23 protein-coding genes and 1 tRNA gene are annotated in these 22,460 nt (G+C 65.9%); 19 read left to right on the plus strand and 5 right to left on the minus strand.

All coding sequences use genetic code 11. The features are described from left to right. The first annotated feature begins 201 nt into the window (after nucleotides 1–201). The 3 genes from WDB66_RS06545 (at nucleotide 202) to WDB66_RS06555 (ending at nucleotide 1,294) form a co-directional block, all read left to right on the plus strand. Nucleotides 202–291 (plus strand) — tRNA-Ser (locus WDB66_RS06545). A gap of 165 nt (nucleotides 292–456) precedes the next feature. Beyond that, a complete protein-coding gene (locus WDB66_RS06550) occupies nucleotides 457–774 on the plus strand; it encodes a YnfA family protein (RefSeq protein ID WP_339397727.1) in 318 nt (105 codons plus the stop codon). An 88-nt stretch (nucleotides 775–862) separates the two neighbouring features. After that, nucleotides 863–1,294, plus strand: coding sequence for a universal stress protein (locus WDB66_RS06555; protein ID WP_339397728.1), 432 nt, complete (start codon nucleotides 863–865; stop codon nucleotides 1,292–1,294). Between the two features lie 30 nt (nucleotides 1,295–1,324). Here WDB66_RS06555 and aroA read toward each other — a convergent pair whose 3' ends face one another. From aroA to WDB66_RS06575, 4 genes are all read right to left on the minus strand, one after another. Next, on the minus strand, nucleotides 1,325–2,638 hold the full coding sequence (aroA, locus tag WDB66_RS06560) for a 3-phosphoshikimate 1-carboxyvinyltransferase (RefSeq protein WP_339397729.1): 1,314 nt from the start codon (nucleotides 2,636–2,638) through the stop codon (nucleotides 1,325–1,327). A gap of 161 nt (nucleotides 2,639–2,799) precedes the next feature. Beyond that, nucleotides 2,800–3,963, minus strand: coding sequence for a prephenate dehydratase (gene pheA, locus WDB66_RS06565; protein WP_339397730.1), 1,164 nt, complete (start codon nucleotides 3,961–3,963; stop codon nucleotides 2,800–2,802). A 43-nt stretch (nucleotides 3,964–4,006) separates the two neighbouring features. Next, the gene (gene serC, locus WDB66_RS06570; RefSeq protein ID WP_339397731.1) at nucleotides 4,007–5,092 is read right to left on the minus strand and encodes a 3-phosphoserine/phosphohydroxythreonine transaminase; all 1,086 of its coding nucleotides are present in this window, start codon (nucleotides 5,090–5,092) and stop codon (nucleotides 4,007–4,009) included. A gap of 93 nt (nucleotides 5,093–5,185) precedes the next feature. After that, a complete protein-coding gene (locus tag WDB66_RS06575) occupies nucleotides 5,186–6,115 on the minus strand; it encodes a M14 family metallopeptidase (protein WP_339397732.1) in 930 nt (309 codons plus the stop codon). A 184-nt stretch (nucleotides 6,116–6,299) separates the two neighbouring features. On the opposite strand from WDB66_RS06575, the gene WDB66_RS06580 reads away from it, so the two are divergent. From WDB66_RS06580 to WDB66_RS06655, 16 genes are all read left to right on the plus strand, one after another. Beyond that, entirely contained in the window at nucleotides 6,300–7,349 is a 1,050-nt protein-coding gene (locus WDB66_RS06580) for a GGDEF domain-containing protein (RefSeq protein ID WP_339397733.1), read from the plus strand. Between the two features lie 56 nt (nucleotides 7,350–7,405). Continuing rightward, on the plus strand, nucleotides 7,406–8,335 hold the full coding sequence (locus WDB66_RS06585) for an ArsR/SmtB family transcription factor (RefSeq protein WP_339397734.1): 930 nt from the start codon (nucleotides 7,406–7,408) through the stop codon (nucleotides 8,333–8,335). Further along, entirely contained in the window at nucleotides 8,332–9,411 is a 1,080-nt protein-coding gene (locus WDB66_RS06590; protein WP_339397735.1) for a homocysteine S-methyltransferase family protein, read from the plus strand. The genes WDB66_RS06585 and WDB66_RS06590 overlap by 4 nt, the downstream gene beginning before the upstream one ends. Then, nucleotides 9,408–12,104 (plus strand): methionine synthase, encoded by a 2,697-nt coding sequence (metH, locus tag WDB66_RS06595; RefSeq protein WP_339397736.1) that lies wholly within the window; start codon nucleotides 9,408–9,410, stop codon nucleotides 12,102–12,104. Before WDB66_RS06590 ends, metH begins: the two co-directional genes overlap by 4 nt. 75 nt (nucleotides 12,105–12,179) lie before the next feature. Next, nucleotides 12,180–12,662 carry a YajQ family cyclic di-GMP-binding protein gene (locus tag WDB66_RS06600; protein ID WP_339397737.1) on the plus strand — a complete coding sequence of 161 codons (483 nt, stop codon included), beginning with the start codon at nucleotides 12,180–12,182 and terminating at the stop codon, nucleotides 12,660–12,662. A gap of 21 nt (nucleotides 12,663–12,683) precedes the next feature. Beyond that, nucleotides 12,684–13,232 carry a 3-hydroxyanthranilate 3,4-dioxygenase gene (locus WDB66_RS06605; protein WP_339397738.1) on the plus strand — a complete coding sequence of 183 codons (549 nt, stop codon included), beginning with the start codon at nucleotides 12,684–12,686 and terminating at the stop codon, nucleotides 13,230–13,232. Further along, nucleotides 13,232–13,720, plus strand: coding sequence for a YcgN family cysteine cluster protein (locus tag WDB66_RS06610; protein WP_339397739.1), 489 nt, complete (start codon nucleotides 13,232–13,234; stop codon nucleotides 13,718–13,720). The genes WDB66_RS06605 and WDB66_RS06610 overlap by 1 nt, the downstream gene beginning before the upstream one ends. A 59-nt stretch (nucleotides 13,721–13,779) precedes the next feature. Next, nucleotides 13,780–14,358 carry a DUF2058 domain-containing protein gene (locus WDB66_RS06615; RefSeq protein ID WP_339397740.1) on the plus strand — a complete coding sequence of 193 codons (579 nt, stop codon included), beginning with the start codon at nucleotides 13,780–13,782 and terminating at the stop codon, nucleotides 14,356–14,358. Between the two features lie 75 nt (nucleotides 14,359–14,433). After that, nucleotides 14,434–15,723, plus strand: a complete 1,290-nt coding sequence (gene kynU / locus WDB66_RS06620) for a kynureninase (RefSeq protein ID WP_339397741.1) — start codon at nucleotides 14,434–14,436, stop codon at nucleotides 15,721–15,723. Nucleotides 15,724–15,877: 154 nt separating this feature from the next. Continuing rightward, entirely contained in the window at nucleotides 15,878–16,786 is a 909-nt protein-coding gene (locus WDB66_RS06625; protein WP_339397742.1) for an alpha/beta fold hydrolase, read from the plus strand. A gap of 34 nt (nucleotides 16,787–16,820) precedes the next feature. Beyond that, the gene (locus WDB66_RS06630) at nucleotides 16,821–17,858 is read left to right on the plus strand and encodes a sensor histidine kinase (RefSeq protein ID WP_339397743.1); all 1,038 of its coding nucleotides are present in this window, start codon (nucleotides 16,821–16,823) and stop codon (nucleotides 17,856–17,858) included. Next, nucleotides 17,855–18,607 carry a LytR/AlgR family response regulator transcription factor gene (locus WDB66_RS06635; protein ID WP_339397744.1) on the plus strand — a complete coding sequence of 251 codons (753 nt, stop codon included), beginning with the start codon at nucleotides 17,855–17,857 and terminating at the stop codon, nucleotides 18,605–18,607. The genes WDB66_RS06630 and WDB66_RS06635 overlap by 4 nt, the downstream gene beginning before the upstream one ends. Before the next feature lie 132 nt (nucleotides 18,608–18,739). Next, nucleotides 18,740–20,137: an FAD-dependent oxidoreductase gene (locus tag WDB66_RS06640; protein WP_339397745.1), complete on the plus strand. Its 1,398-nt coding sequence runs from the start codon at nucleotides 18,740–18,742 to the stop codon at nucleotides 20,135–20,137. A gap of 65 nt (nucleotides 20,138–20,202) precedes the next feature. Then, nucleotides 20,203–20,817 (plus strand): RNA polymerase sigma factor, encoded by a 615-nt coding sequence (locus WDB66_RS06645; RefSeq protein WP_339397747.1) that lies wholly within the window; start codon nucleotides 20,203–20,205, stop codon nucleotides 20,815–20,817. Further along, nucleotides 20,814–21,212, plus strand: coding sequence for a hypothetical protein (locus WDB66_RS06650; protein WP_339397748.1), 399 nt, complete (start codon nucleotides 20,814–20,816; stop codon nucleotides 21,210–21,212). The genes WDB66_RS06645 and WDB66_RS06650 overlap by 4 nt, the downstream gene beginning before the upstream one ends. Continuing rightward, on the plus strand, nucleotides 21,209–21,964 hold the full coding sequence (locus WDB66_RS06655; protein WP_339397749.1) for a PDZ domain-containing protein: 756 nt from the start codon (nucleotides 21,209–21,211) through the stop codon (nucleotides 21,962–21,964). The genes WDB66_RS06650 and WDB66_RS06655 overlap by 4 nt, the downstream gene beginning before the upstream one ends. 135 nt (nucleotides 21,965–22,099) lie before the next feature. Here WDB66_RS06655 and WDB66_RS06660 read toward each other — a convergent pair. After that, nucleotides 22,100–22,460: tetratricopeptide repeat protein (locus WDB66_RS06660; RefSeq protein WP_339397750.1), on the minus strand; the 361-nt coding region annotated here is incomplete at its 5' end.

A 22,460-nucleotide genomic window follows, 5' to 3' on the forward strand; every position in this document is an offset into this window, starting at 1 on the left:
CCGATGGCGAACCGCGATGTTCCCATCGCTGCCGCGTCGGGAAAGTAGCCGAGTGGTTCAAGGCACCGGTCTTGACCGCGAAGGCAGGACGCCGAAGCGGAACATCGGCCAACGGCCGATGGCCCCGAAGGGGCGAGGGGCTGGATGCCCCGAGTCAAACCGGCACGCCGGTTCGGCCAAGTGCGATACAACGGAAACAACGGAAGAGTGGCCGAGCGGTTTAAGGCACCGGTCTTGAAAACCGGCGTAGTGGCGACACTACCGTGGGTTCGAATCCCACCTCTTCCGCCAATATTTTCAATCACTTACATCCGAAAAAATCGAACTGTCACGGGAACACAATCAAGGCGGAAACCCCGTTTGTGGCAGGAAGTGTGACAAACGCGGGCCGAAAAGAGGCCGCAACGACCACGCCAGAGCGCCCGCGCCACGCATCCATCACAGGCGGCCTGCAGGATGAAGACACTACTGTTGTTCATCGCCACTGCACTGGCGGAAATCATCGGTTGTTACCTACCCTGGCTGTGGCTCAAGCAGGGCCGTTCAGCGTGGTTGCTGTTGCCGGCGGCGTTGAGTCTGGCGCTGTTCGCATGGTTGCTGACGCTGCATGGCACGGCGGCCGGGCGGGTGTATGCGGCCTACGGCGGGGTCTATATCGGCATCGCGGTGCTGTGGCTGTGGGCGATTGACGGCGTGCGGCCCACGCCTTGGGATATCGCCGGGGTGCTGGTGGCGCTGACGGGCATGGGCATCATCATGTTCCAGCCACGCTGATCTCCATCATGTGCAAGGATTGACCTCCCTCAAACCATCGCCGGCCGCCGCCTGTCATCGTGGTGCCGGTCCTGAAGGAGAGATCGCCATGTACAAGACCATCCTGGTTCCCACCGACGGCTCGGAACTGTCGCTGCAGGCGGCTGATGCCGCCATCGCGCTGGCAAAATCACTGGATGCAAAGCTGGTAGCGTGGAGCGGCGTGGAGATCTACACGCTGCCATTCGCCGAGCAGGCCTATATCGACCAGACCCTGTACCAGGAACAGGCCGAGCGCCAGGCGCGCGACAATGCCGATGCGGTTGCGGCGCGGGCGCAGGCCGCCGGCGTGGCCTGCAAGGCGTTGACCGGTTCCGCCGATTCAGCGTGGGAAGGCATCATCGACGCGGCTGAAAACCATGGCTGCGATCTGATTTTCATGGCTTCGCACGGGCGTCGTGGCCTGGCCGCTCTGGTGCTGGGCAGCGAAACCCAGAAGGTGCTGACGCACACCAAGATTCCGGTGATCGTCTACCGCTGACAGCGCAGCATGGACGCGGATCGGCGCGCTTCAGGCCGCGCCGATCGCCATGCCGCAGCCGGTGGCAAGCTCAAGAAAACCGGGAAACGAAGTCGCGACGGTTTCGCAGCCTTCGATCCGCACCGGTGCCGACGCCAATTGCGCTGCGACCACGAAACTCATCGCGATGCGGTGATCGTGGTGTGCCTGCACCTGCGCACCGCCCAGCGCCGTGCCACCGTGGATGACCGCCCCATCCGGGGTTTCATCCACACGCGCGCCCATCGCACGCAGGCCGGTGGCCATCACCGCGATGCGGTCCGATTCCTTGACCCGCAGCTCGGCCGCACCGCGCACCACGGTGGTGCCCGAGGCCACCGCCGCCGCGATGAACAGCACCGGGAATTCGTCGATCATGTCCGGCACGATGCCTTCCGGGATTTCAACGCCATGCAGTGGCGCATGCCGCACATACAGGTCGGCGACCGGCTCACCGCCCTCCTCGCGCGCATTGCGTTCGACGATATCCGCGCCCATCAAGCGCAAGGCTTGCAGCAGGCCGGTGCGGCGTGGATTCATGCCGACGCCTTCCAGCAACAGCTCCGAGCCGGGCACGATGCTGGCGGCGACGAGGAAGAACGCGGCCGAGGAAAAATCGCTCGGCACCACGATGTCCGCCGCGCACAGGCGATGCCCGCCACTCAAACGCGCCTGACCGGGGGAAGACTCGATCGGCCAGCCGAGCGCGGCCAGCATCCGTTCGGTGTAGTCGCGGGTGGGATGCGGTTCGCGCACCACGGTTTCACCATTCGCGTAGAGGCCTGCGAGCAGCAGCGCGGATTTGACCTGTGCACTGGCCACCGGCAGGTCGTATTCGACGCCCGAAAGCGCTTGTCCGCCGTGGATGTACAGCGGCGGCTGGCCATTGTCCGCTGTGTCGATGCGTGCGCCCATGCGCGCAAGCGGCTCGGTGACGCGGCGCATCGGGCGTTTGGACAGGGATTCATCGCCGATCAGCACGCTGTCGAAACGCTGCCCGGCCAACAGTCCGGCCAGCAGGCGCATGCCGGTGCCGGCGTTGCCGCAATTGATTGGCGCCGAAGGCGGCTTCAGTCCATCAATGCCGACACCATGCACGCGCTTGCGTCCGGGGCCGTCCTCGTCGATCCGCACGCCCATCGCGCGGAACGCCGCAGCGGTGGCGAGGGTGTCTTCGCCTTCGAGAAAGCCCGAGACATGGCACACACCGTCGGCCAGCGCGCCGAGCATCATCGCGCGGTGCGAAATCGACTTGTCGCCGGGCACACGGATGCTGCCGCGCAGCGCTTGGCCGCGTTGGGCCAGCCAGTCAATCGATTCGCTCACGTCCTGTCTCCCGAAAGTCTTTGATCCCCTCTCCCCCGTGTGCGGGGAAGAGGGCCAGGGTGAGGGGGCTTTTCGTCGGGAACTGCAAAAGCACTCGCGCCCAAGGCGCTCGCCCCCTCACCCCAACCCTCTCCCCCATCATGGGGGAGAGGGAGCATTTATTAGGGTACCGCCACCGGATAGGAACCCAGCACCTTGACCTGCGCCGCGTGCGCTTCCAATTCGGCCAGTGCCTGCTTCATGCCTGCATCCTCGACATGGCCGGCAAGATCGATGAAGAAGGCGTATTCCCACTTGGCCTGATGCGAGGGCCGCGATTCGATCCGGTTCATGCTGATGCCGTGTCGCGCGAACGGGCTGAGCACGTCGAACAGCGCGCCGGGTTTATCGTGGATGAAGACCAGCACCGAAGTACGGTCGTGGCCGGAAGGCGGGAAGATCTGGCGGCCGATGACGAGGAAGCGCGTGGTGTTGTCCTTGTCGTCGTGGATCGGCTGTGTGATGACCTTCTTCAGCCCGTACACATGCCCTGCACTCTCGCCGCCGATGGCGGCCGCGTCATCGGCATTGCGTGCGCGGCGTGCGCCTTCGGCATTGCTGGAGACCGGCACCTTCTCCACCTTCGGCAGATTCGCGCGCAGCCAGCCGGCGGTCTGCGCGAATGATTGCGGATGCGCGTAGATGCGCTCGATATCCTCGATCCGGCCGCTGCGCGAGAGCAGGTACTGGTGCACGCGCAGTTCCACTTCGCCGCAGATCTTCAGGCCCGAGGTCAGGAACATGTCGAGCGTGACCTGGATCGTGCCCTGCCCCGAGTTTTCCACCGGCACCACGCCGAAATCGGCGCTGCCGCTTTCCACTTCCTGGAACACTTCCTCGATGCTGGCCAGCGGCAGGCCATGCGCGGAGCGGCCGAAATGCTTGAGCACGGCCTGCTGGCTGAACGTGCCTTCCGGGCCGAGGAAGCCGATCTTCAGCGGCTCCTGCTGGGCCAGGCAGGCCGACATGATTTCGCGGAAGACGTGCACCAGCACTTCGTCGGTCAGGGGGCCTTCGTTGCGGTCCACCACCATGCGCAGCACCTGCGCCTCGCGCTCGGGGCGGTAATAGTCCACCGCGGCAGCAAGCTTGCCCTTGGCCTTGCCGACCTGCAGCGCGAAGCCGGCGCGTTCGGCGATCAGCGCCTGGATGTTGCGGTCGATGGCGTCGATACGCTCGCGCACCTGCGCCAGTTCCGGCGCTGCCGTTGTCTTGTCACGCGCGGGTTTGGCGGTCTTGGCGGATTTTTCCGCCGCGCTTGCGCCCTTGTGCTTGCCTGCTGCCATGTGAGTTCAAATCCCGTGGATCGTGGATGGTGCGAAACCGTGCTCAACCGTGGCGTTGCGCGAAGTCACGCATGAACGCGACCAGCGCATCGACGCCTTCCTGCGGCATCGCGTTGTAGATCGAGGCGCGCATGCCGCCCAGCACGCGGTGCCCCTTGAGCGCGAGCAGGCCGGCGGCATTGGATTCCTGCAGGAACAGGGCGTCCAGCCGCGCATCGTGCAGCACGAACGGTACGTTCATGCGTGAACGTGCGGCGGGATCGACCTCGTTGCGGTAGAACCCGCCGGAGGCGTCGATCGCGGCATACAGCGTGGCCGCCTTGCGGTCGTTGGCCTGCGCGATGGCCGCCAGCCCGCCCTGCGCCTTCAGCCACTGGAACACCAGCCCGGCCAGATACCAGGCGAACGTCGGCGGCGTGTTCAGCATCGAGTTTTCGGCGGCGTGCGCGGCGTAATCGAAGATGCGCGGCACGCGTCCCGCAGTGCGTTCCAGCAGGTCCTGGCGCACGATCATGATCACCAGTCCGGCCGGGCCGATGTTCTTCTGCGCGCCGGCGTAGATCAGCCCATAACGCGAGACATCCAGGGGTCGCGAAAGAATGTTCGAGGACATGTCGGCGACCAGCGGCACCGCGCCGGTATCCGGGGTTTCGTGGAACTCCACGCCGTGGATGGTTTCATTCGAGGCGATGTGCACATAGGCCGCATCCTCGCGCAGCTGCCATTGCGCGCGCGGCGGAATCGAGCGGAAACCATCGGCTTCACTGCTGGCGGCGATATGTGTCTGCACGAAATGCTGCGCTTCGCCGACCGCCTTGCTACTCCAGGCGCCGGTGACCACGTAATCGGCCGATTGCCCGGGCGTAGCCAGATTCATCGGAACCTGCGCGAAATGCTGGGTCGCACCGCCTTGCAGGAACAGCACGCGATAGTTGTCCGGCACCTGCAAAAGCTCTCGCAGATCCACTTCGGCCTGCGCCGCCATCGCTTCGAACGCCTTGCCGCGGTGCGACAACTCCATCACCGATGCGCGTTCACCACCCCACTCCAGCAGCTCCTGCTGCGCCTGGTGCAGCACCGGCTCCGGCAAGGTTGCCGGGCCAGCGCTGAAATTGAACGCGCGCGCCATCTTCGACCACTCCGCGACAAGGGACCGGCAGGCTAGCATGACGCAGCGCAACAAGAGAACCGGAAAGCGCTGCCCCGCAAGGCCGTCAGCAGATCAACGCCCGGATGTGGCGGCGAGCGCGAAATCCAGCGCTGCGCACACCGCCGCCGCCTGCGCATCGTTGCACTGCTGCGGCGTGGCGCGCGGGCTATCCGGGTAGACCTCGGTAGTGGTGGTGTAGCGCGCGCCGGTGATGCCGGCGCACAGGCCCAGCGACACCAGCGGATATTCGATGACACCCGGCGCCACCACCGGCGAACCGATGATGGTGCCGTCCGGATCAGCCGGGGCGATGTGGGTGACCTTCGCCACCGCTTCGATGATCGCCTGCTGGAAGGCTGGCTGCGGATTGACGCTGTCATCGACCAGGTAGAAACCATCGGGAATCGTGCCCGGCGTGAACGGCTTGCCATCGCGTGCGGCCAGCGCCGGGCGGAACTGGCTTTCGTCCGAATCGGTGGTTTCGTGCAGGTCCACATGCAGCAGGAAACGCCCTTTGAACGGTGCCACCAGCTGCATCAGCGCGGCCGACTCGGGCACGCTGGTATCCGGGGTGAAGGAGCGGTTCGGATCGCGCGCATCGCGGTTCCAGCGATGGATGCGCTCGTAGGCCCAAGGACTGACGCAGGGCGCGACCAGCAGCTGGATGCGGCTGGCGTAATCGGCGGCATGGCGCTCCAGGAACTGCAAGGCACCGTGCACGCCGGAGGTTTCATAGCCGTGCACGCCGCCGGTCACCAGCGCCATCGGCAGGGCCGGATCGTGTTCCCGGCTGCGCAGCGCATACAGCGGATACGGCTGCTCCGGATCGGCGACTTCACCGTACTGGATCACCTCGAAACGTTCGCGCAAGGCATCGATGCGGCTCACGACCTCGTCGGCATAGCAGCGCTGGCGCTTCTGCGTGGCGCGCCAGGCCTCCACTTCCTGCGGCCCCCAGGGCACGCCCGGCGTACCGATCGGAAAGTGCGTGATTTCAGACATGGAGCATCTCCAGACAGGGCGCCGGACGGCGGCACCGGATTGCAATACAGGCCTGCGCCTGCGCCTGCGCGGAACTCCCGACGCGGGCGGCGGCGCGGGACCAAACTGAACAGAACATGCAAGCGCCACGCAATCGGCCGCGCAGGCTCTGGAGTCGACACGAAATCTTAACGAAGATGACGCAATGGATACCACCGACTCCCCGCTGAGCCTGCTGGCCCGGATGAGCGACTCGCTGTCGCCGGCCAATGAAATCGAAGACCTGGTGCGGCCCCTGCTGGAACTGCTGGAGGCGGTGACCGGGCTAGAGTCGACCTACGTGACCCGGATCGATGCCGCCAGCGGCCGCCAGACCGTGCTCTACGCGCGCAACGCCCAGGCCCTGGACATCAGCGAAGGGCTTTCGGTCGGCTGGAACGACACCCTGTGCAAGCGCGCCCTGGAAAGCGGACTGAACTATTGCGACGACGTGCCCGGCCTGTGGGCCGATTCCCGCGCAGCACGTGAACTCGGTATCCGCACTTTCGCCACCACGCCGATCCACGACGGCGGCGAACAGCTTTACGGCACCCTGTGCGCAGCCAGCCGCGAACACCGGCCGATGGGCCCGGGCACGATTCAGGTGATGCTGCTGTTCTCACGCCTGATCGGGCGCCAGGTCGAGCGCGAACGCCTGCTGGAAGAACTGCGCCAGGCCCAGGCCGTCCTCGAAACCAAGGCCCTGACCGACGTGCTGACCGGCCTGCCCAACCGCATGGCGCTGATGGACGAGCTGCGCCGCCGGATGGCGCGCAGCGCCCGCGACGGCAGCCATCTGCTGGTGGCCTTCGTCGATCTGGACCACTTCAAGAAGGTCAACGATGAACACGGCCACGACGCCGGCGACCGCCTGCTGATCTGCATCGCCGAGGCCTTGCGCAACAGTCTGCGCGGCGGCGACTACTGCGCACGGCTGGGTGGCGACGAATTCATCGCGCTGGTCAGCGTGGCCGGCGACGACCCGGAACTTGCGCGCGGTACGCTGGCGTCGCGGCTGGAAGCCGCCACCTGTGGCCGTTTCGATCTGGGCAACGGCCTCACGCTGGACTACGGCGGAGCCAGCATCGGCGTGGTGGTTTCCGCACCCGGCGACGAGGATCTCGACGCCCTGCTGGCGCGCGCCGATGCCGCGATGTATGAGGTCAAGCACCAGCGCAAAAGCCGCGACAGCGTCACGCCGTCGCCTTCCGCTTGACCCTCGCCAGTCCGCTGATTAACCTTTATCGCTGAATCTTGATAAAGGGATACATTGTGGATCTGGAAGCCTGGTCGGCCTGCCTGCGGGTGCTTTCCGACACCACCCGCGTGCGTCTGCTGACATTGCTGGAACGCGAGGAACTGACCGTGGCCGAACTGGCCGCGATCACCCGGCTGGCACAGCCGCGCGTGTCCACGCATCTGGCGCGGCTGAAGGAACACGGCCTGGTGCGCGACCGGCGCGCCGGCGTTTCGGCCTACTACCGCTTCGCCGAAGACGATATGGACCAGGCCCAGCGCGCGCTGTGGAAAGCCCTCTCCGATGGCGCCGATGACCCCCTTCTGCGCGCCGATGCCGAACGCCTGCCGGATGTGCTCGCGGCCCGTGCCAGCGAACAGAACTGGGCCGATTCGGTCGCCGGCGACATGGAGCGGCACTATTCGCCCGGCCGCACCTGGGAAGCGCTGGCGCGCGCCGCACTGCAACTGGTCAAACCCGGCGATGTGCTCGATATCGCCTCCGGCGACGGCGTACTGGCCGAACTGCTGGCACCGCGCGCCAAACGCTACGTCTGTCTGGATTCCAACCCGCGGGTGGTCGCGGCCGCGCGCGAGCGACTCAAGCCGTTGCCCAACGTCGACGTCATCGAAGGCGACATGCACCACATGGATTTCCCGGACGCCAGCTTCGATCTGGTGCTGCTGATGCATGCTCTCACCTATGCCGACAAACCCGCCGCGGCATTGGCCGATTCGGCCCGCGTTTTGCGCCCCGGCGGGCAGCTCATCGCCACTACGCTGCATCGCCACGAGCACCGCAGCGTGATCGAGCCGTATGGCCACGCCAACCTCGGTTTCACCGTCGATGAGTTGTCCGCACTGGCCGAGCGCGCCGGTTTGGTCGTGGATACCTGCAAGATCATCACGCAGGAGAAGCGACCTCCGCATTTCGAAGTGGTTTCGCTGCTGGCCCACCACCCATGAACACCCTTCCCTGGCTGAACCCGGCGCGCGTGGCTGCGCTTCATGCCGCGCTGGACGAGCGCATCCTGATCCTGGACGGCGGCATGGGCACGATGATCCAGCGCTGGAAGCTGGACGAACCGGACTACCGTGGCGAACGCTTCGCCGAAGGTTTCGACCGCACACATCAGCACGGCGCCGGCTGTGGCCACGACCTGAAAGGCAACAACGACCTGCTGATCCTGAGCCGCCCGGACCTCATCGCCGGCATCCACAGCGCCTATCTGGAAGCCGGTGCCGACCTGATCGAAACCAACACCTTCAACGCCACCGCGATCAGTCAGGCCGATTACCACCTGCAACATCTGGCCGCCGAACTGAACCGCGAGGGCGCGGCGCTGGCGCGGCGCTGCTGCGATGCAATGGAAGCAAAAACCCCGGAGCGCCCGCGTTTCGTGGTCGGCGTGCTCGGTCCCACCAGTCGCACCGCCTCCATCAGCCCGGACGTCAACGACCCGGGTTTCCGCAACATCGATTTCGACACCCTGCGCACGATCTACCGCGAAGCCATCGACGGCCTGATCGACGGCGGCGCCGACATCCTGATGGTGGAAACCGTGTTCGACACGCTCAATGCCAAGGCCGCGCTGTACGAGATCGAGGAAGCCTTCGACGCACGCGGCGGGCGCCTGCCGGTGATGGTCTCGGGCACGATCACCGATGCCTCCGGCCGCACCCTGTCCGGCCAGACCGCCGAAGCCTTCTACGCCTCGATCTCGCACGGCAAGCCGCTGGCCGTGGGCCTGAACTGCGCGCTCGGCGCCAGGGAACTGCGCCAACACGTGGAAACCCTCGCGCGCGTCGCGCAGACCCACGTCAGCGCGCACCCCAACGCTGGCCTGCCGAACGCCTTCGGCGAATACGACGAAACCCCGGAGGAAACCGCCGCCACGCTGAAGGAGTTCGCGCAATCGGGGCTGCTCAACATCGTCGGCGGCTGCTGCGGCACCACGCCCGAGCACATCCGCGCAATCGCCGAGGCCGTGCGGGGACTTCCACCGCGTCCCGTCCCCGGCCGGGAGTCCGTCGTCGCATGAACACCAGGCCGCGCCACACCCGCCTCTCCGGCCTTGAGCCGCTGCTGATCACACCGGAGCTGCTGTTCGTCAACGTCGGCGAACGCACCAACGTCACCGGCAGCGCCCAGTTCCGCAAGCTGATCAAGGAGGAGCGTTACGCCGAGGCGGTCGAGGTGGCACGCCAGCAGGTCGAGAACGGCGCGCAAATCCTCGACGTCAACATGGATGAGGGTCTGATCGATTCGGAAAAGGCGATGACGCGCTATCTAAACCTGATCATGTCCGAGCCGGACATCGCGCGCATCCCGATCATGGTGGACTCGTCCAAGTGGAGCGTGATCGAAGCCGGGCTGAAGTGCCTGCAGGGCAAGGGCGTGGTCAATTCGATCTCGCTGAAGGAAGGCGAAGCCCAGTTCATCGAGCAGGCGCGCAAGGTGCGCCGCTATGGCGCCGCCGCCGTGGTCATGGCCTTCGACGAGGACGGCCAGGCCGACACCTGCGCGCGCAAGGTCGAGATCTGCACCCGTGCCTACAACATCCTGACCGAAGAAGTCGGCTTTCCGCCCGAAGACATCATCTTCGACCCCAACATCTTCGCCATCGCCACCGGCATCGAGGAACACAACAACTACGCAGTGGACTTCATCGAGGCCACCCGCATCATCAAGGCCACACTGCCGCACTGCCATGTCTCCGGCGGCGTTTCCAACGTCAGCTTCTCGTTCCGTGGCAACGAGGTCGTGCGTCAGGCGATCCATGCGGTATTCCTGTACCACGCCATCGCCGCCGGCATGGACATGGGCATCGTCAACGCCGGCGCGCTGCCGATCGTCGACGATCTGGATCCGGAACTGCGCGAACGGGTCGAAGACGTGGTGCTGAACCGCCGCCCCGATGCCACCGAACGCCTGCTGGAAATCGCCGAGCGCTACCGCAAGCGCAGCAAGAAGGACGCAGCCGGCGACCGCGACCGACTCGCCTGGCGCGAGGCGCAGGTGCACGCGCGCCTGTCTCACGCACTGGTGCACGGCATCGACGAATTTGTCGAAGCCGACACCGAGGAAGCCCGCCTGTTGGCCGCGCGCCCGCTGGACGTGATCGAAGGCCCGCTGATGAACGGCATGAACGTGGTCGGCGACCTGTTCGGCGCCGGCAAGATGTTCCTGCCGCAGGTGGTCAAATCCGCGCGGGTGATGAAGAAGGCCGTGGCGCACCTGCTGCCCTTCATCGAAGCGGAAAAGCTCAAGACCGGCGACACCGGCAAGTCCAACGGCAGGATCGTCATGGCCACGGTCAAGGGCGATGTGCACGACATCGGCAAGAACATCGTCGGCGTGGTGCTGGCCTGCAACAACTTCGAGGTCATCGATCTGGGCGTGATGGTGCCGTCGCAGAAGATCCTGGACACCGCCATCGCCGAGAACGCCGACATGATCGGTCTCTCCGGCCTGATCACACCCTCGCTGGAGGAAATGGGCCACGTCGCACGCGAAATGCAGCGCCAGGGATTCACGTTGCCGCTGCTGATCGGCGGCGCCACCACCTCGCGCGCGCACACCGCACTGAAGATCGAACCGCACTACAAAGGCCCGACGGTCTGGGTCAAGGATGCCTCGCGCGCCGTCGGCGTCGCGCAATCGCTGGTGTCCAAGGAACTGATCGACGACTTTGTCGCCCGCACCCGCGCCGACTATGCCGAAGTGCGCGAACGCCACCGCAACCGCAGCAGCACGCGCCTGGTGTCGTTGGACAAGGCGCGCGGCCAGCGCTTCGACGGCGACTGGCAGAACCACACGCCACCGGCCCCGCGCCAACCCGGCATCCATGTGTTCGATGACTACCCGCTGACCGAACTGGTCCCCTTCATCGACTGGTCGCCGTTCTTCAACGCCTGGGAACTGGCCGGCCGCTTCCCGGCCATCCTGACCGACGACATCGTCGGCACCCAGGCCAGCGAACTGTTCCGCGATGCGCAGGCGATGCTGAAGCGGATCGTCGAGGAAAAATGGTTGCGCGCCAGCGGCGTGATCGGCTTCTGGCCGGCAAACAGCGTCGGCGACGATGTCCAGCTCCAGCTAGACGATGGCAGCAGCCGCACGCTGCACTTCCTCCGCCAGCAGGTCTACAAACCCGTCGAACGCCCGGACTTCTGCCTGGCCGATTTCATCGCACCGGAGGGCTCGGGCAAGCAGGACTGGATCGGTGGCTTCGCGGTCACCGCCGGGCATGGCATCGACGCCCACATCGCGCGCTTCGAAGCGGATCACGACGACTACAACGCGATCCTGCTCAAGGCTCTGGCCGATCGTCTGGCCGAAGCCTTCGCCGAACATCTGCATCAGCGGGTGCGGCGCGAGTTCTGGGGCTACGCGCCCGACGAAGCGCTCGACAACGACGCCCTGATCGACGAGAAGTACCTCGGCATCCGCCCCGCGCCCGGCTATCCGGCCTGCCCGGACCACACCGAAAAGGACACCCTGTTCTCGCTGCTGGATGTCACCGCGCGCACCGGCATCGAACTGACCGAAGGCTATGCGATGGTGCCCACCGCCGCCGTTTCCGGCTGGTACTTCTCGCACCCGCGCAGCCAGTATTTCGTCGTCGGCCGGCTCACCAAGGAACAGGTCTCCGACTACGCCAAGCGCAAGGGCTGGACGCTGGCCAAAGCCGAACGCTGGCTCGCACCGAATCTGGATTACGACCCGGACTGAACACCTGCACCCGGCGCACCACCGACAAATCCCCCCCGCACGCCATAATGTCCGGTCACTGCAAAGGAGCCCGCCATGCCTTCATTCGACGTCGTATCCAAGCTGGACGACCACGAGCTGACCAACGCCGTGGACCAGGCCAATCGCGAGCTGGACAAACGCTTCGATTTCAAGGGCAGTGGCGCCAGCTTCGAGCTGGGTGAAAACCTCGTCACGCTCAAGGCCGATGCCGAGTTCCGCCTCAAGCAGATGCAGGAAATCCTGCTGCAACGCCTGGCCGCGCGTGGCATCGACATCCGCTGCGCGGATATCAAGGAGCCGGACACCAATCTGGCCAGCGCGCGTCAACAGATCGTGCTCAAACAGGGCATTGACCAACCGCTGGGCAAGAAGATCGTAAAGCTGCTGAAGGATTCAGGTCTCAAGGTCCAGGCCCAGATCCAGGGCGACCAGCTGCGCGTCACCGGAAAAAAGCGCGACGACCTGCAGGAAGCCATCGCCTTTTTGCGCAAGGCCGATGTGGACATGCCGCTGCAGTTCGAAAATTTCCGCGACTGAACCTGCACCGGAGCCCGCGCCATGCTGCCGCCGATCAACCTTGAAGCCTGGATCGAGGAACATCGCCACCTGCTGCGCCCGCCGGTCGGCAACAAGTGCATTTACGCCGGCGACTTCATCGTGATGATCGTCGGCGGCCCCAACCAGCGCAGCGACTACCACTGGGAAGAAGGCCCCGAGTTCTTCTACCAGCTCGAAGGCCGCATGACGCTGCGGGTGCAGGAAAATGGCGCGGCGCGCGACATTCCGATCAACGCCGGCGAAATCTTCCTGCTGCCGCCGCGCGTGCCGCACTCGCCGCAACGCGAGGCCGATTCCGTCGGCCTGGTGATCGAACGCCGCCGCCTGCCGCACGAGGACGACGGTCTGCTGTGGTTCTGTGAGCGCTGCAACCATCTGTTGTACGAGGAATATTTCCACCTCAACGATATCGAGCAGGACTTCCCGCCGGTGTTCGACCGCTTCCACCAATCCCTTTCCCACCGCACCTGCAACGCCTGCGGCCACGTCCACCCGCTGCCGCCACCCTCGCGCCAGGGCGAGCCGGACTCGCTGGCCGACATCACCTGATGGCCGCACTGCGCGAACGCTTCTGGCAACGCTTCGGACTGGAACAATTGAATCCGCCCGAATGGGAAGCCCTGTGCGACGGCTGCGGCCAGTGCTGCCTGCTGCGCGAGATCGACGACCACCACGTCAGCGTGTTTTCCGTCGCCTGCGAACTGCTCGATATCCACGCCTCGCGCTGCGGCAACTACGCACAACGCTTCCGGCACGTGCCCGAATGCACCCAGCTCACGCCCGAACGCGTGGCGCAATTCGACTGGCTGCCCGAAACCTGCGCCTACCGCCGCGTACACCTGAAGCAGCCCCTGCCCGACTGGCACCCACTGCTGACCGGCAGCAACGAACGCATGCACGAGGAAGGCCATTCGGTGCGCTACTACGCCCTGGGTCCGCACGAAGTAACCGAAGACGAACTCGGCGACCACATCATCGCCCGCTGGCCGCTCTCCGAAGCCCGCGCCGCTGCACAACGCGCCAAGCGGCAGGATTGACCCGCGCCCGGCGATCCGGGCACCCTCATCTGTTCGTCCTCTCCAGAACATGCTTCCCGATGCGCAACGCCCTGCAGGAACAAATGCTCAAGGCCGGGCTGGCCAAAAAATCCAAGCTCAACGAAGTGGTGCGCGAGCAGGCGCGCCAGCGCAAGGCCAAAGGCAAAGGCAAGGCGGACACCACGCCCGCTGATTCCGCCGATTCGGCCGCCAGCGCCCGCGTCGACGCCGAAGCACTACGCCGGCAGAAGATCGAACGCGACCGCGCGCTGGAAGCCGAGCGCAAAGCCCAGGCACAGCAGCGCGAATTGCAGGCCCAAGCCCGCCAGATCATCGAACAGAACCGGGTCAAGGCCAGCGAACACGCCACCGCCTACCGCTTCAATGACGGCGACGCCATCCGCAGCCTGCTGGCCGACGACACCCAGCGTCCGCTGCTGGCCAAAGGCGCACTGGTGATCGTTCGCCTCGACGAAGACCACGTGATGGTCCCGCGCGCCGCCGCCGACAAGGTGCGCGAACGCCAGCCCGAATGGATCATCGTCGACCATGCCCAAGCCGCATCCGACAACACGCCCGCCTCGGACGATGACGATTACTACAGCCGCTTCGTGGTACCCGACGATCTGGTGTGGTAAGCGCAGCCGGCAGCCGCCGCGGCCTGTTGCAGGCCGCTAGAATGGGCGGTCGACTCCCTGCGCAAAGACCTCGCCATGCCTTCCCTGCTGCATGCTCCTGCGACCGAACTCGATGCCCTGGCGCGTGATGCCGCCGATCCGTTGCGGCGTTTCCGCGACGAGTTCCTGATTCCGCCGCATGGCGATGGGCAGAAGCACTATTTCTGCGGCAATTCGCTGGGTTTGCAGCCGCGCGGCGCGTCGCAGGCGCTGGAGCTGGAGATGCAGCGCTGGGCGCAGTTGGCGGTGGACGGACATTTCCAGGGCGATACGGCGTGGATGACGTTCGCCGAAGGGATGCGCGAGCAGCTGGCGCAGCTGGTCGGTGCGCGGCCGATCGAGGTGGTCGCGATGAATACGCTCAGCGTGAATCTGCACCTGCTGATGGTCAGCTTCTATCGCCCCACGCCGCGGCGCCACGCGATCCTGATCGAAGCCGGCGCCTTTCCTTCGGACCGGCATGCAGTGGAATCGCAATTGCGCTTCCATGGCTTCGACCCGGCCACGGCACTGATCGAGTTGGAGCCGGACGAACCCAATGGCACGATTTCAATGCAGGCGATCGCCGATGTGCTTGAGCGCGAAGGCCATCGCATCGCGTTGGTGCTGTGGCCCGGCGTGCAGTACCGCACCGGCCAGGCCTTCGATCTGGCGCGGATCACGCAACTGGCGCATGCGCAGGGCGCGATGGTCGGTTTCGATCTGGCGCACGCGGTCGGCAATCTGCCGCTGAATCTGCACGAAGACGGCCCGGATTTCGCCGCCTGGTGTCATTACAAATATCTCAACGCCGGGCCGGGTGCGATTGCCGGCGCCTTCGTGCACGAGCGCCATGCGCACGCCGCGCTGCCACGCTTTGCCGGCTGGTGGGGCCACGAAAAACAGACCCGTTTCGCGATGGCGCCGCAGTTCGTGCCGACGCCCGGTGCCGAGGGCTGGCAGCTTTCCAATGCGCCGATCCTGGCGTTGGCCACGCTGCGGCCTTCACTGAACCTGTTTCTGGAAGCGGGCATGGGCCGGCTGCGGGAAAAGTCGCTCGCGCTCACCGGCTATCTGGAGCAGCTGATCCACGAACACCTGGCCGATGTGCTGCATATCATCACGCCGGCCGAACCCGAACGCCGCGGCTGCCAGCTCTCGCTGCGGGTCAGTGGCGGGCGCACGGCCGGGCGTTCGCTGTTCGAGTTCCTGTGCGAAAACGGCGTACTCGGCGACTGGCGCGAACCGGACGTGATCCGTATTTCACCAGCGCCGCTCTACAACACCTGGCTGGACGTGCTGCGTTTCGCCCAGTTGACCGCAGATTGGCGCGACCAGAACGGCTGAAGTGCAGCCACGCCACGCAATCAGCATCCTCGGCTCGCCATTGGCCTGTGCCAACCGCCGCTCATGCGCGGCTGCGGCCGCTTGTCATGTTTTCGCCCACGCCACATCCGTGCAGCGGCAAGCTGGCACCGTCCCCCACCGATGGAGCCACACGATGAAAACCACATCCCGCACCCGCCTTGCCAGCACGCTGTTCGCCCTGCTGGGCGGCATCGCTTTCGCCAGCGCTGGCCACGCCAACGACACCCCGCTGGACATCCAGGTTGAAATCATCGGCGAAGGTCGTCCGGTGCTGACCATTCCCGGCCTCAACAGCGCCGCCGGTGTCTGGCGCGACACCTGCGAAGCGCTGAACGACATCCAGTGCCATATGGTGCAACTGCCCGGATTTGCCGGCGCCGAGCCGATCAGCAGCGAGCAGTTCCTCGACGATATGGCGCGCCAGCTGCTCGATTACACACGCCAGCAGAAACTGCAGCAGCCGGCCGTGATCGGCCACAGCCTGGGCGGCCTGCTGTCGCTGAAACTGGCGCTGGCCGAACCTGACGCGGTCGGGCCGCTGGTGATTGTCGATTCGTTGCCGTTCTTCGCCGCCGCAATGAATCCCGCCGCCACGGTTGAATTGATCACACCGATGGCGATCGGCATGCGCGCCCAGATGCAGGCCAGCGACGATGCCGCCTACCGTCAGCAGACCGAAGCGGCGGTGCAGACCATGGCGCAGGACCCGGAGCGCGTGCAGCAGCTGGTGCAATGGGGCGTGGAGAGCGATCGCGCCACCACAACGCAGGCGATGTACGAACTGATGATCACCGACCTGCGCGCCGATCTTGCCGGGGTGCGTTCCCCCACGCTGGTGCTGGGCGCGTGGGCCGCCTATGCCAATTTCGGCCAGACCCGCGAGACCACGCAGGGGATCTTCGATAGCCAATACGCGGCGCTGCCGGGCGTGCGGATCGAACTGAGCGATGGCGGCTACCACTTTCTGATGTGGGACGATCCACAATGGCTGCGCAGCCAGGTGGGCGAATTCCTCGCCGCCCACCCGGCCGGCGACGAATGATTCCGCTGCCCTGACTGATCGAGCCTGCACGACGATGCACACGCCGGAAACACGCACCCGGTTCTGGTGGGCCAACCTGCTGCCCTGGTTGGCCTATCTGGCGATGAACCTGCTGCTGACGCGCAGCTACGGCGGCTGGAACTCCGGCGTGGTGCTGATCTGCGTGCTGTTGTCCGCTGGGCTGTATCTGGTCTCCGGCGCGATCCGCCATCGGGCACTGCGCCAGCGCTGGCTGGAGCAGGAGCTGATCGCGCTGGCCTGGCGCCTGCTGCTGTGCGTAGTGCTGGGCGCCCTGCTGGTGCAACTGGTCATCGCCGGGCTGATGCGCCTGGCGCTGGCACTGCAATGGGTCAGCCTGCCGGGCGGCAATTTCAGCCTGATCGCCACGCTGGGCTACTGGATCAACACCAGCATCATGCTGGGCCTGTGGTGCGCCGGCTGGACCGGCTGGCGCGCCTTGCGCCACGCACGCGAGTCGCGCATCGCCCGGCTGCGGGCCGAAGCCGAGCGCCAGCAGATCGAACACGATGCACTGCGTGCCCGGCTCAATCCGCACTTCGTGTTCAACGCGCTCAACAACCTGCGCGCGCTGATCCTGGAAGACCCGCAGCGCGCCCGTGAACTGGTCGGGCGCCTGTCCAACACCCTGCGCCACGCGCTGGAACACAGCCGCCGCGACAGCGTGCCGCTGTCCGGCGAACTGGCGGTGATCGAGGATTATCTGGCGGTGGAAGCGGTGCATTTCGAAGACCGCCTGCGCGTCCGGCGAGACATCGACCCGGCGGCCGCCGATGCCCTGTTGCCACCAATGGCGCTGCAATTGCTGGTGGAAAACGCGATCAAGCACGGCATCGCGATCACACCCGGCGGCGGCGAACTGCATATCCGCGCCGAACGGCTGCCTGGCGTGCTGCGGCTGCACGTGGAAAATCCCGGCACCCTGGGCCGGGGCGGTGCCGGCCATGGTGTCGGTCTGGCCTATCTGCGCCATGTGCTGACGCGCGTGCATGGCCGCTTCGCACTGGAACAACACGGCGACCGGGTACGCGCCACATTGGAGGTTCCGCAATGAAGACATCCGCCGCCGCGCCGCTGCGCGTGCTGATCGTCGATGACGCGCGCCTGGCCCGGGCTGAACTGCGCACCCTGCTGGCGCAGATCGAACAGGTCGAATTGGTCGGTGAAGCCGAAGACGTGCCGCAAGCCTGTGCCGAAATCGCACGCCTGCACCCGGATCTGGTGCTGCTCGACATCCAGATGCCATCCGGCAGCGGCTTCGATGTGCTCGATGCGCTGGAACGGGTGCCGGCCGTGGTCTTCACCACCGCCTACGACCAGTACGCACTGCGCGCCTTCGAGGCCAATGCGCTGGACTATCTGCTCAAGCCGGTCGACCCGGCCCGGCTGGCTGCCGCAATCGACAAGGCACGCCAGCCATCGCCGCCTGCCACCGGCACGGTTTCCGGCGACGACACCCGCAGCGCACTGGGTGCCGAGGATCAGGTTTTCCTGCGCGATGGCGAGCGTTGCTGGTTTGTCGCCACCGGCGAGATTTCCCGCATCGTGGTCGATGGCAATTACGTGCGAGTCTGGTTCCGCGAACACAGCGCGCTGCTGGCGCGCAGCCTGTCGGCACTGGAAGCCCGGCTGGATCCGGCCCTGTTCTTCCGCGCCAACCGCAACACGCTGGTCAATCTGCGCCATATCCGCACGGTGGAACCGTCCGTCGCCGACGGCTACACACTGGGGTTGCGCGATGGCGGGCAGGCCGAAGTATCCCGCCGCCAGGCCCGCGAATTGCGCGAACGTCTCGCGCTTTAAGCTGCAAGCTGAGCGCCAGCCTTGCGTGCGGCCGCGCAAGACACAAAAGCCACAGACAAGGCCGCTACAATCGCGCGCCGCGTTTCATTTCTTCCCGGACGCCCTGCGCTCCCCGCACCGCGACTTGCCAGATTGACTCCCGACTCTGCTGTTTCTCCCCACGTCACCGTGATCGGTGCCGGTCTTGCCGGCGCCTTGCTGGGCCTGCTGCTGGCGCGTCGCGGCTGGCAGGTGGACATCTTCGAGCGCCGCCCCGATCCGCGTGTGGCCGGCTACGAAGGTGGCCGTTCGATCAATCTGGCGCTGGCCGAACGCGGTCTGGACGCGCTGCGCCGCGCCGGGCTGGAAGAAGCCGTGCTGGCGCAGGTGGTGATGATGCGCGGGCGCATGGTGCACTTCGATGATGGCCGGGTGGAACTGCAACGCTACGGCCGCGACGACAGCGAAGTGATCTGGTCGGTACACCGTGGCCGACTGGTGATGACGATGCTGGATGCGGCGGAGAAGGCCGGGGCACGGATCCATTTCAACCGCCGTCTGACCGGTGTCGATCGCGCGAAGCGGCAACTGGAACTGGTCGATGAGCGCGATGGCAGCCATCACGGCCACCGCTGGCAGGTACTGTTCGGCAGCGATGGCGCAGGTTCCGCGCTGCGCGCGTGGATGGGTACGCAGCAGACGTTGGGCACGCGCTACGAAGCGCTCGGGCACAGCTACAAGGAACTGGAAATTCCGCCGGCGGCCGATGGAGGCTGGCGAATCGAACCCAATGCGCTGCACATCTGGCCGCGTGGGCGCTACATGTGCATCGCGCTGCCCAATACAGAGCGCAGTTTCACCGTGACGCTGTTTCTTCCCAACGAGGGCGAGCCGGGTTTCGACACGGTGCACGATGCGGCATCGGTACGGACGCTGTTCGAACGCGATTTCCCCGATGCGCTGGCGCAGATGCCCACTCTGGAAGCCGATTTCCTCGCCCATCCCACCGGCTTGCTCGCCACGCTGTATCTGGATCGCTGGCATCTGGAGGGCGAAGCCGTGCTGCTGGGCGATGCCGCGCATCCGATGGTGCCGTTCCACGGCCAGGGCATGAACTGCGCGTTCGAAGACTGCGTCGCGCTGATGCGGCATATCGATGCGGCACCGGATTTCGCCAGTGCGTTCGCCGCGTTCGAGCGCGAGCGCGTGCCCGATTCGCGCGCGATCCAGCAGATGGCGCTGGAAAACTATCTGGAAATGCGCGACCACGTCGATGATGAGGACTATCTGCTGCAGCGCGAGCTGGAACAGCTGCTGGCGCGACGCCATCCGCAGCGCTTCGTGCCGCGCTATTCGATGGTGACCTTTCACACCCTGCCCTATTCCGTGGCGCAGCAGCGCGGGCGGGTGCAGCGCGACATCCTGGTGCAGGCCACCGCCGGTCTTTCCGAGCTGTCGCAAGTGGATATGGCCACGGTTGATGCGCAGGTGATAGAACGCCTGGCGCCGTTGCCGCAGCCCGCCGCCTGTCTGGACGCGGGCGCAGCCTGAATCGCACCCACGTGCCGGAACCGGTCTGCGACGAGTTGCCGCGCTGGGGCGTATAACAGGTCACCATGCCCGCGATCCCGCTCTCACTGCCCTCTTCCACCCCGCTCGACGGCGACGCCGAAGCGGCGCTGGTGCAACGCGCGCGGCGGGGCGACCACAACGCGTTTGCGCGGCTTTACCGCGAACATGCGCGCACCATCCACACCCTGGCCTGGCGCATCACCTCCGATGCCGCCGTGGCCGAGGACATCGTGCAGGAAACCTTCCTGCGCATGCTGCGTTTCATCGGCGGCCTGCGCGCCGGCGCGCCGGTCCGGCCTTGGTTGAAGCAGGTCGCCTCGCGCCTGGCGATCGATCATCTGCGCCGCCAGCGCTGGCATCTGCAGGAAGTCGAGAGCACGGACGAACACCACTCCAGCCCGGATTCCGGGCCGGACACGCTGAGCGAAGCGGTCGGTCTGATGCAGACGCTGTCGCCGCTGGCGCGCAGTCTGGTCTGGCTGAACCAGATGGAAGGCTGGTCGCACCAGGAACTGGGACTACGCTTCGGGCGCAGCGAAAGCTGGTCCAAATCCATCGTTTCACGGGCGCTGCGCCGATTGCGCGAACAGATGCACGACGACGCCATCACCAATATTTCCACCCCTGCCCGCCACCACGGCACAGGTACACCGCCATGACCCCCGACCCTGTCCGCCAACACCTGCAGTCGCTGCCCGAACCACCGCTTTCCGATGAGCTGTGGCTGCGCCTTTCGGCCCGCCACCAGCGCCGTGCCAACCACAGGCGTGTGTTGCGCGGTGCCACACTCGCCCTGGTGCTGGGCATCGGCACGCTCTGGCTGGCGCCATGGACGCCATCCGGCGGAAACGGCCCGTCGCGGACGCATCCAGCCACCACAACCAGCCCCGACACCAGTGTGCAAGCCATCGACCGCGCCCTGCAGGCCGCCTATGCGCGCGGCGCCAGCGATGAGGAAGTCGCACCATTGTGGGAAATCCGCCAGCGCATGATCGTCGAACAGCCGGCCAGCTCCACTCTTCCCCCTCTCTCCGCTACAGGAGAATCCACATGAACGTGATGAAGCACACCCTCCCCCGCCTGCTGCTGGGCCTGGCGCTGCTGACGCCGTGGGCCATCGCGCAGGCCGAATCGCCGGACTGGTCGCTGGACGCCATCGTCGACACCCGCGCCAGCCGCGCCGAAGGCATCCGCGTGCTCGCCACCACGCCCGGCGGCGCGGCCGAAGCCATCGGCATCATGGCAGGTGACCAGCTGCTGTCGATCAACGGCATGTCGCTGGCCGACGCTCAGCGCCCGCAGCGCACCCTCGACCACGCGCTGGACACTTCCGGTGGCAAGGCCAGCATCGTGCTGCTGCGCGAAGGTGAGCGCTTGACACTCAGCGGCGCGCTGGCGCCCTGGGTAACGGCTGCCGATCCGGGCTGCGGTCATGTCAGCGACATCGACAACACGCCGAACCTGAGCCAGGACATCCACCCTGCGCTGATCACCCAGATCGATGGCCGCAGCACGCCGCTGACTCCCACCAACCGGCACCGGGTCGACGCCGGTCAACGCGTGTTGGTGGTCAGCGAACAGATTCCGTCGCACCTGTTCACCCGCAACCAGCTGCGCGAGCGCGCGCAGATGCAGCGCCGCACCTTGGCGCGCGCGTACAAGGCATTGGTCGTGGAGGTGGAGCCGGATACGCGCTACTCAATCGGCGCGCGACTGATCCGCTCCAATCTGGACAGCGCCGGCATCCGCAACAACACCTACTGGGAGCCGGTGGTGCACCAGACCCGGGCGGAAAGCTGCCGCTGATAGGGGTGGTTTTCCAGACAGGCGTGTAGTCGGCGGCCCGGATAATGCCAGTTGCATCGGGATACCGGAATCATCGGGATCACAGGCAAGCCCGCTCCTGCAAAAACACGTCGGAAGCCGGGCTGCCAGCGACGCTCAGCGCAGTACCTGACGCAGGCGGTCGCGCATCTTCACCTGCGGACTGCCACTGACGAACAGCCCGTCGATCGGCTCGGCCACCGCGTCCAGCAAGGGCCGTGCGGCATCCGGCTGGTCCGCCCGCAACAACGCATTGGCCAGTTCCAGCCGGGCCTCGATGCTCAGATGGCTGTCCGGGCCGGTGCTGGCTTCCCACAGTTCCAGCGCCTGGCGCAACAGCACGGTTTCGGTCGCGATATCGCCGGCCTGACGCGCGATGCAGGCGCGGCCGCGCAATACCGCGGCGGATTCAACCCTGAAGTGCAATTTCCTTGAACCGAAGCGGGCCAGGTGCCGTAGGCTGGGCCGCTCCACGACC

It is taken from the genome of Denitratimonas organivorans (assembly GCF_037478135.1).
Taxonomy (GTDB): Bacteria; Pseudomonadota; Gammaproteobacteria; order Xanthomonadales; family Xanthomonadaceae; genus Denitratimonas.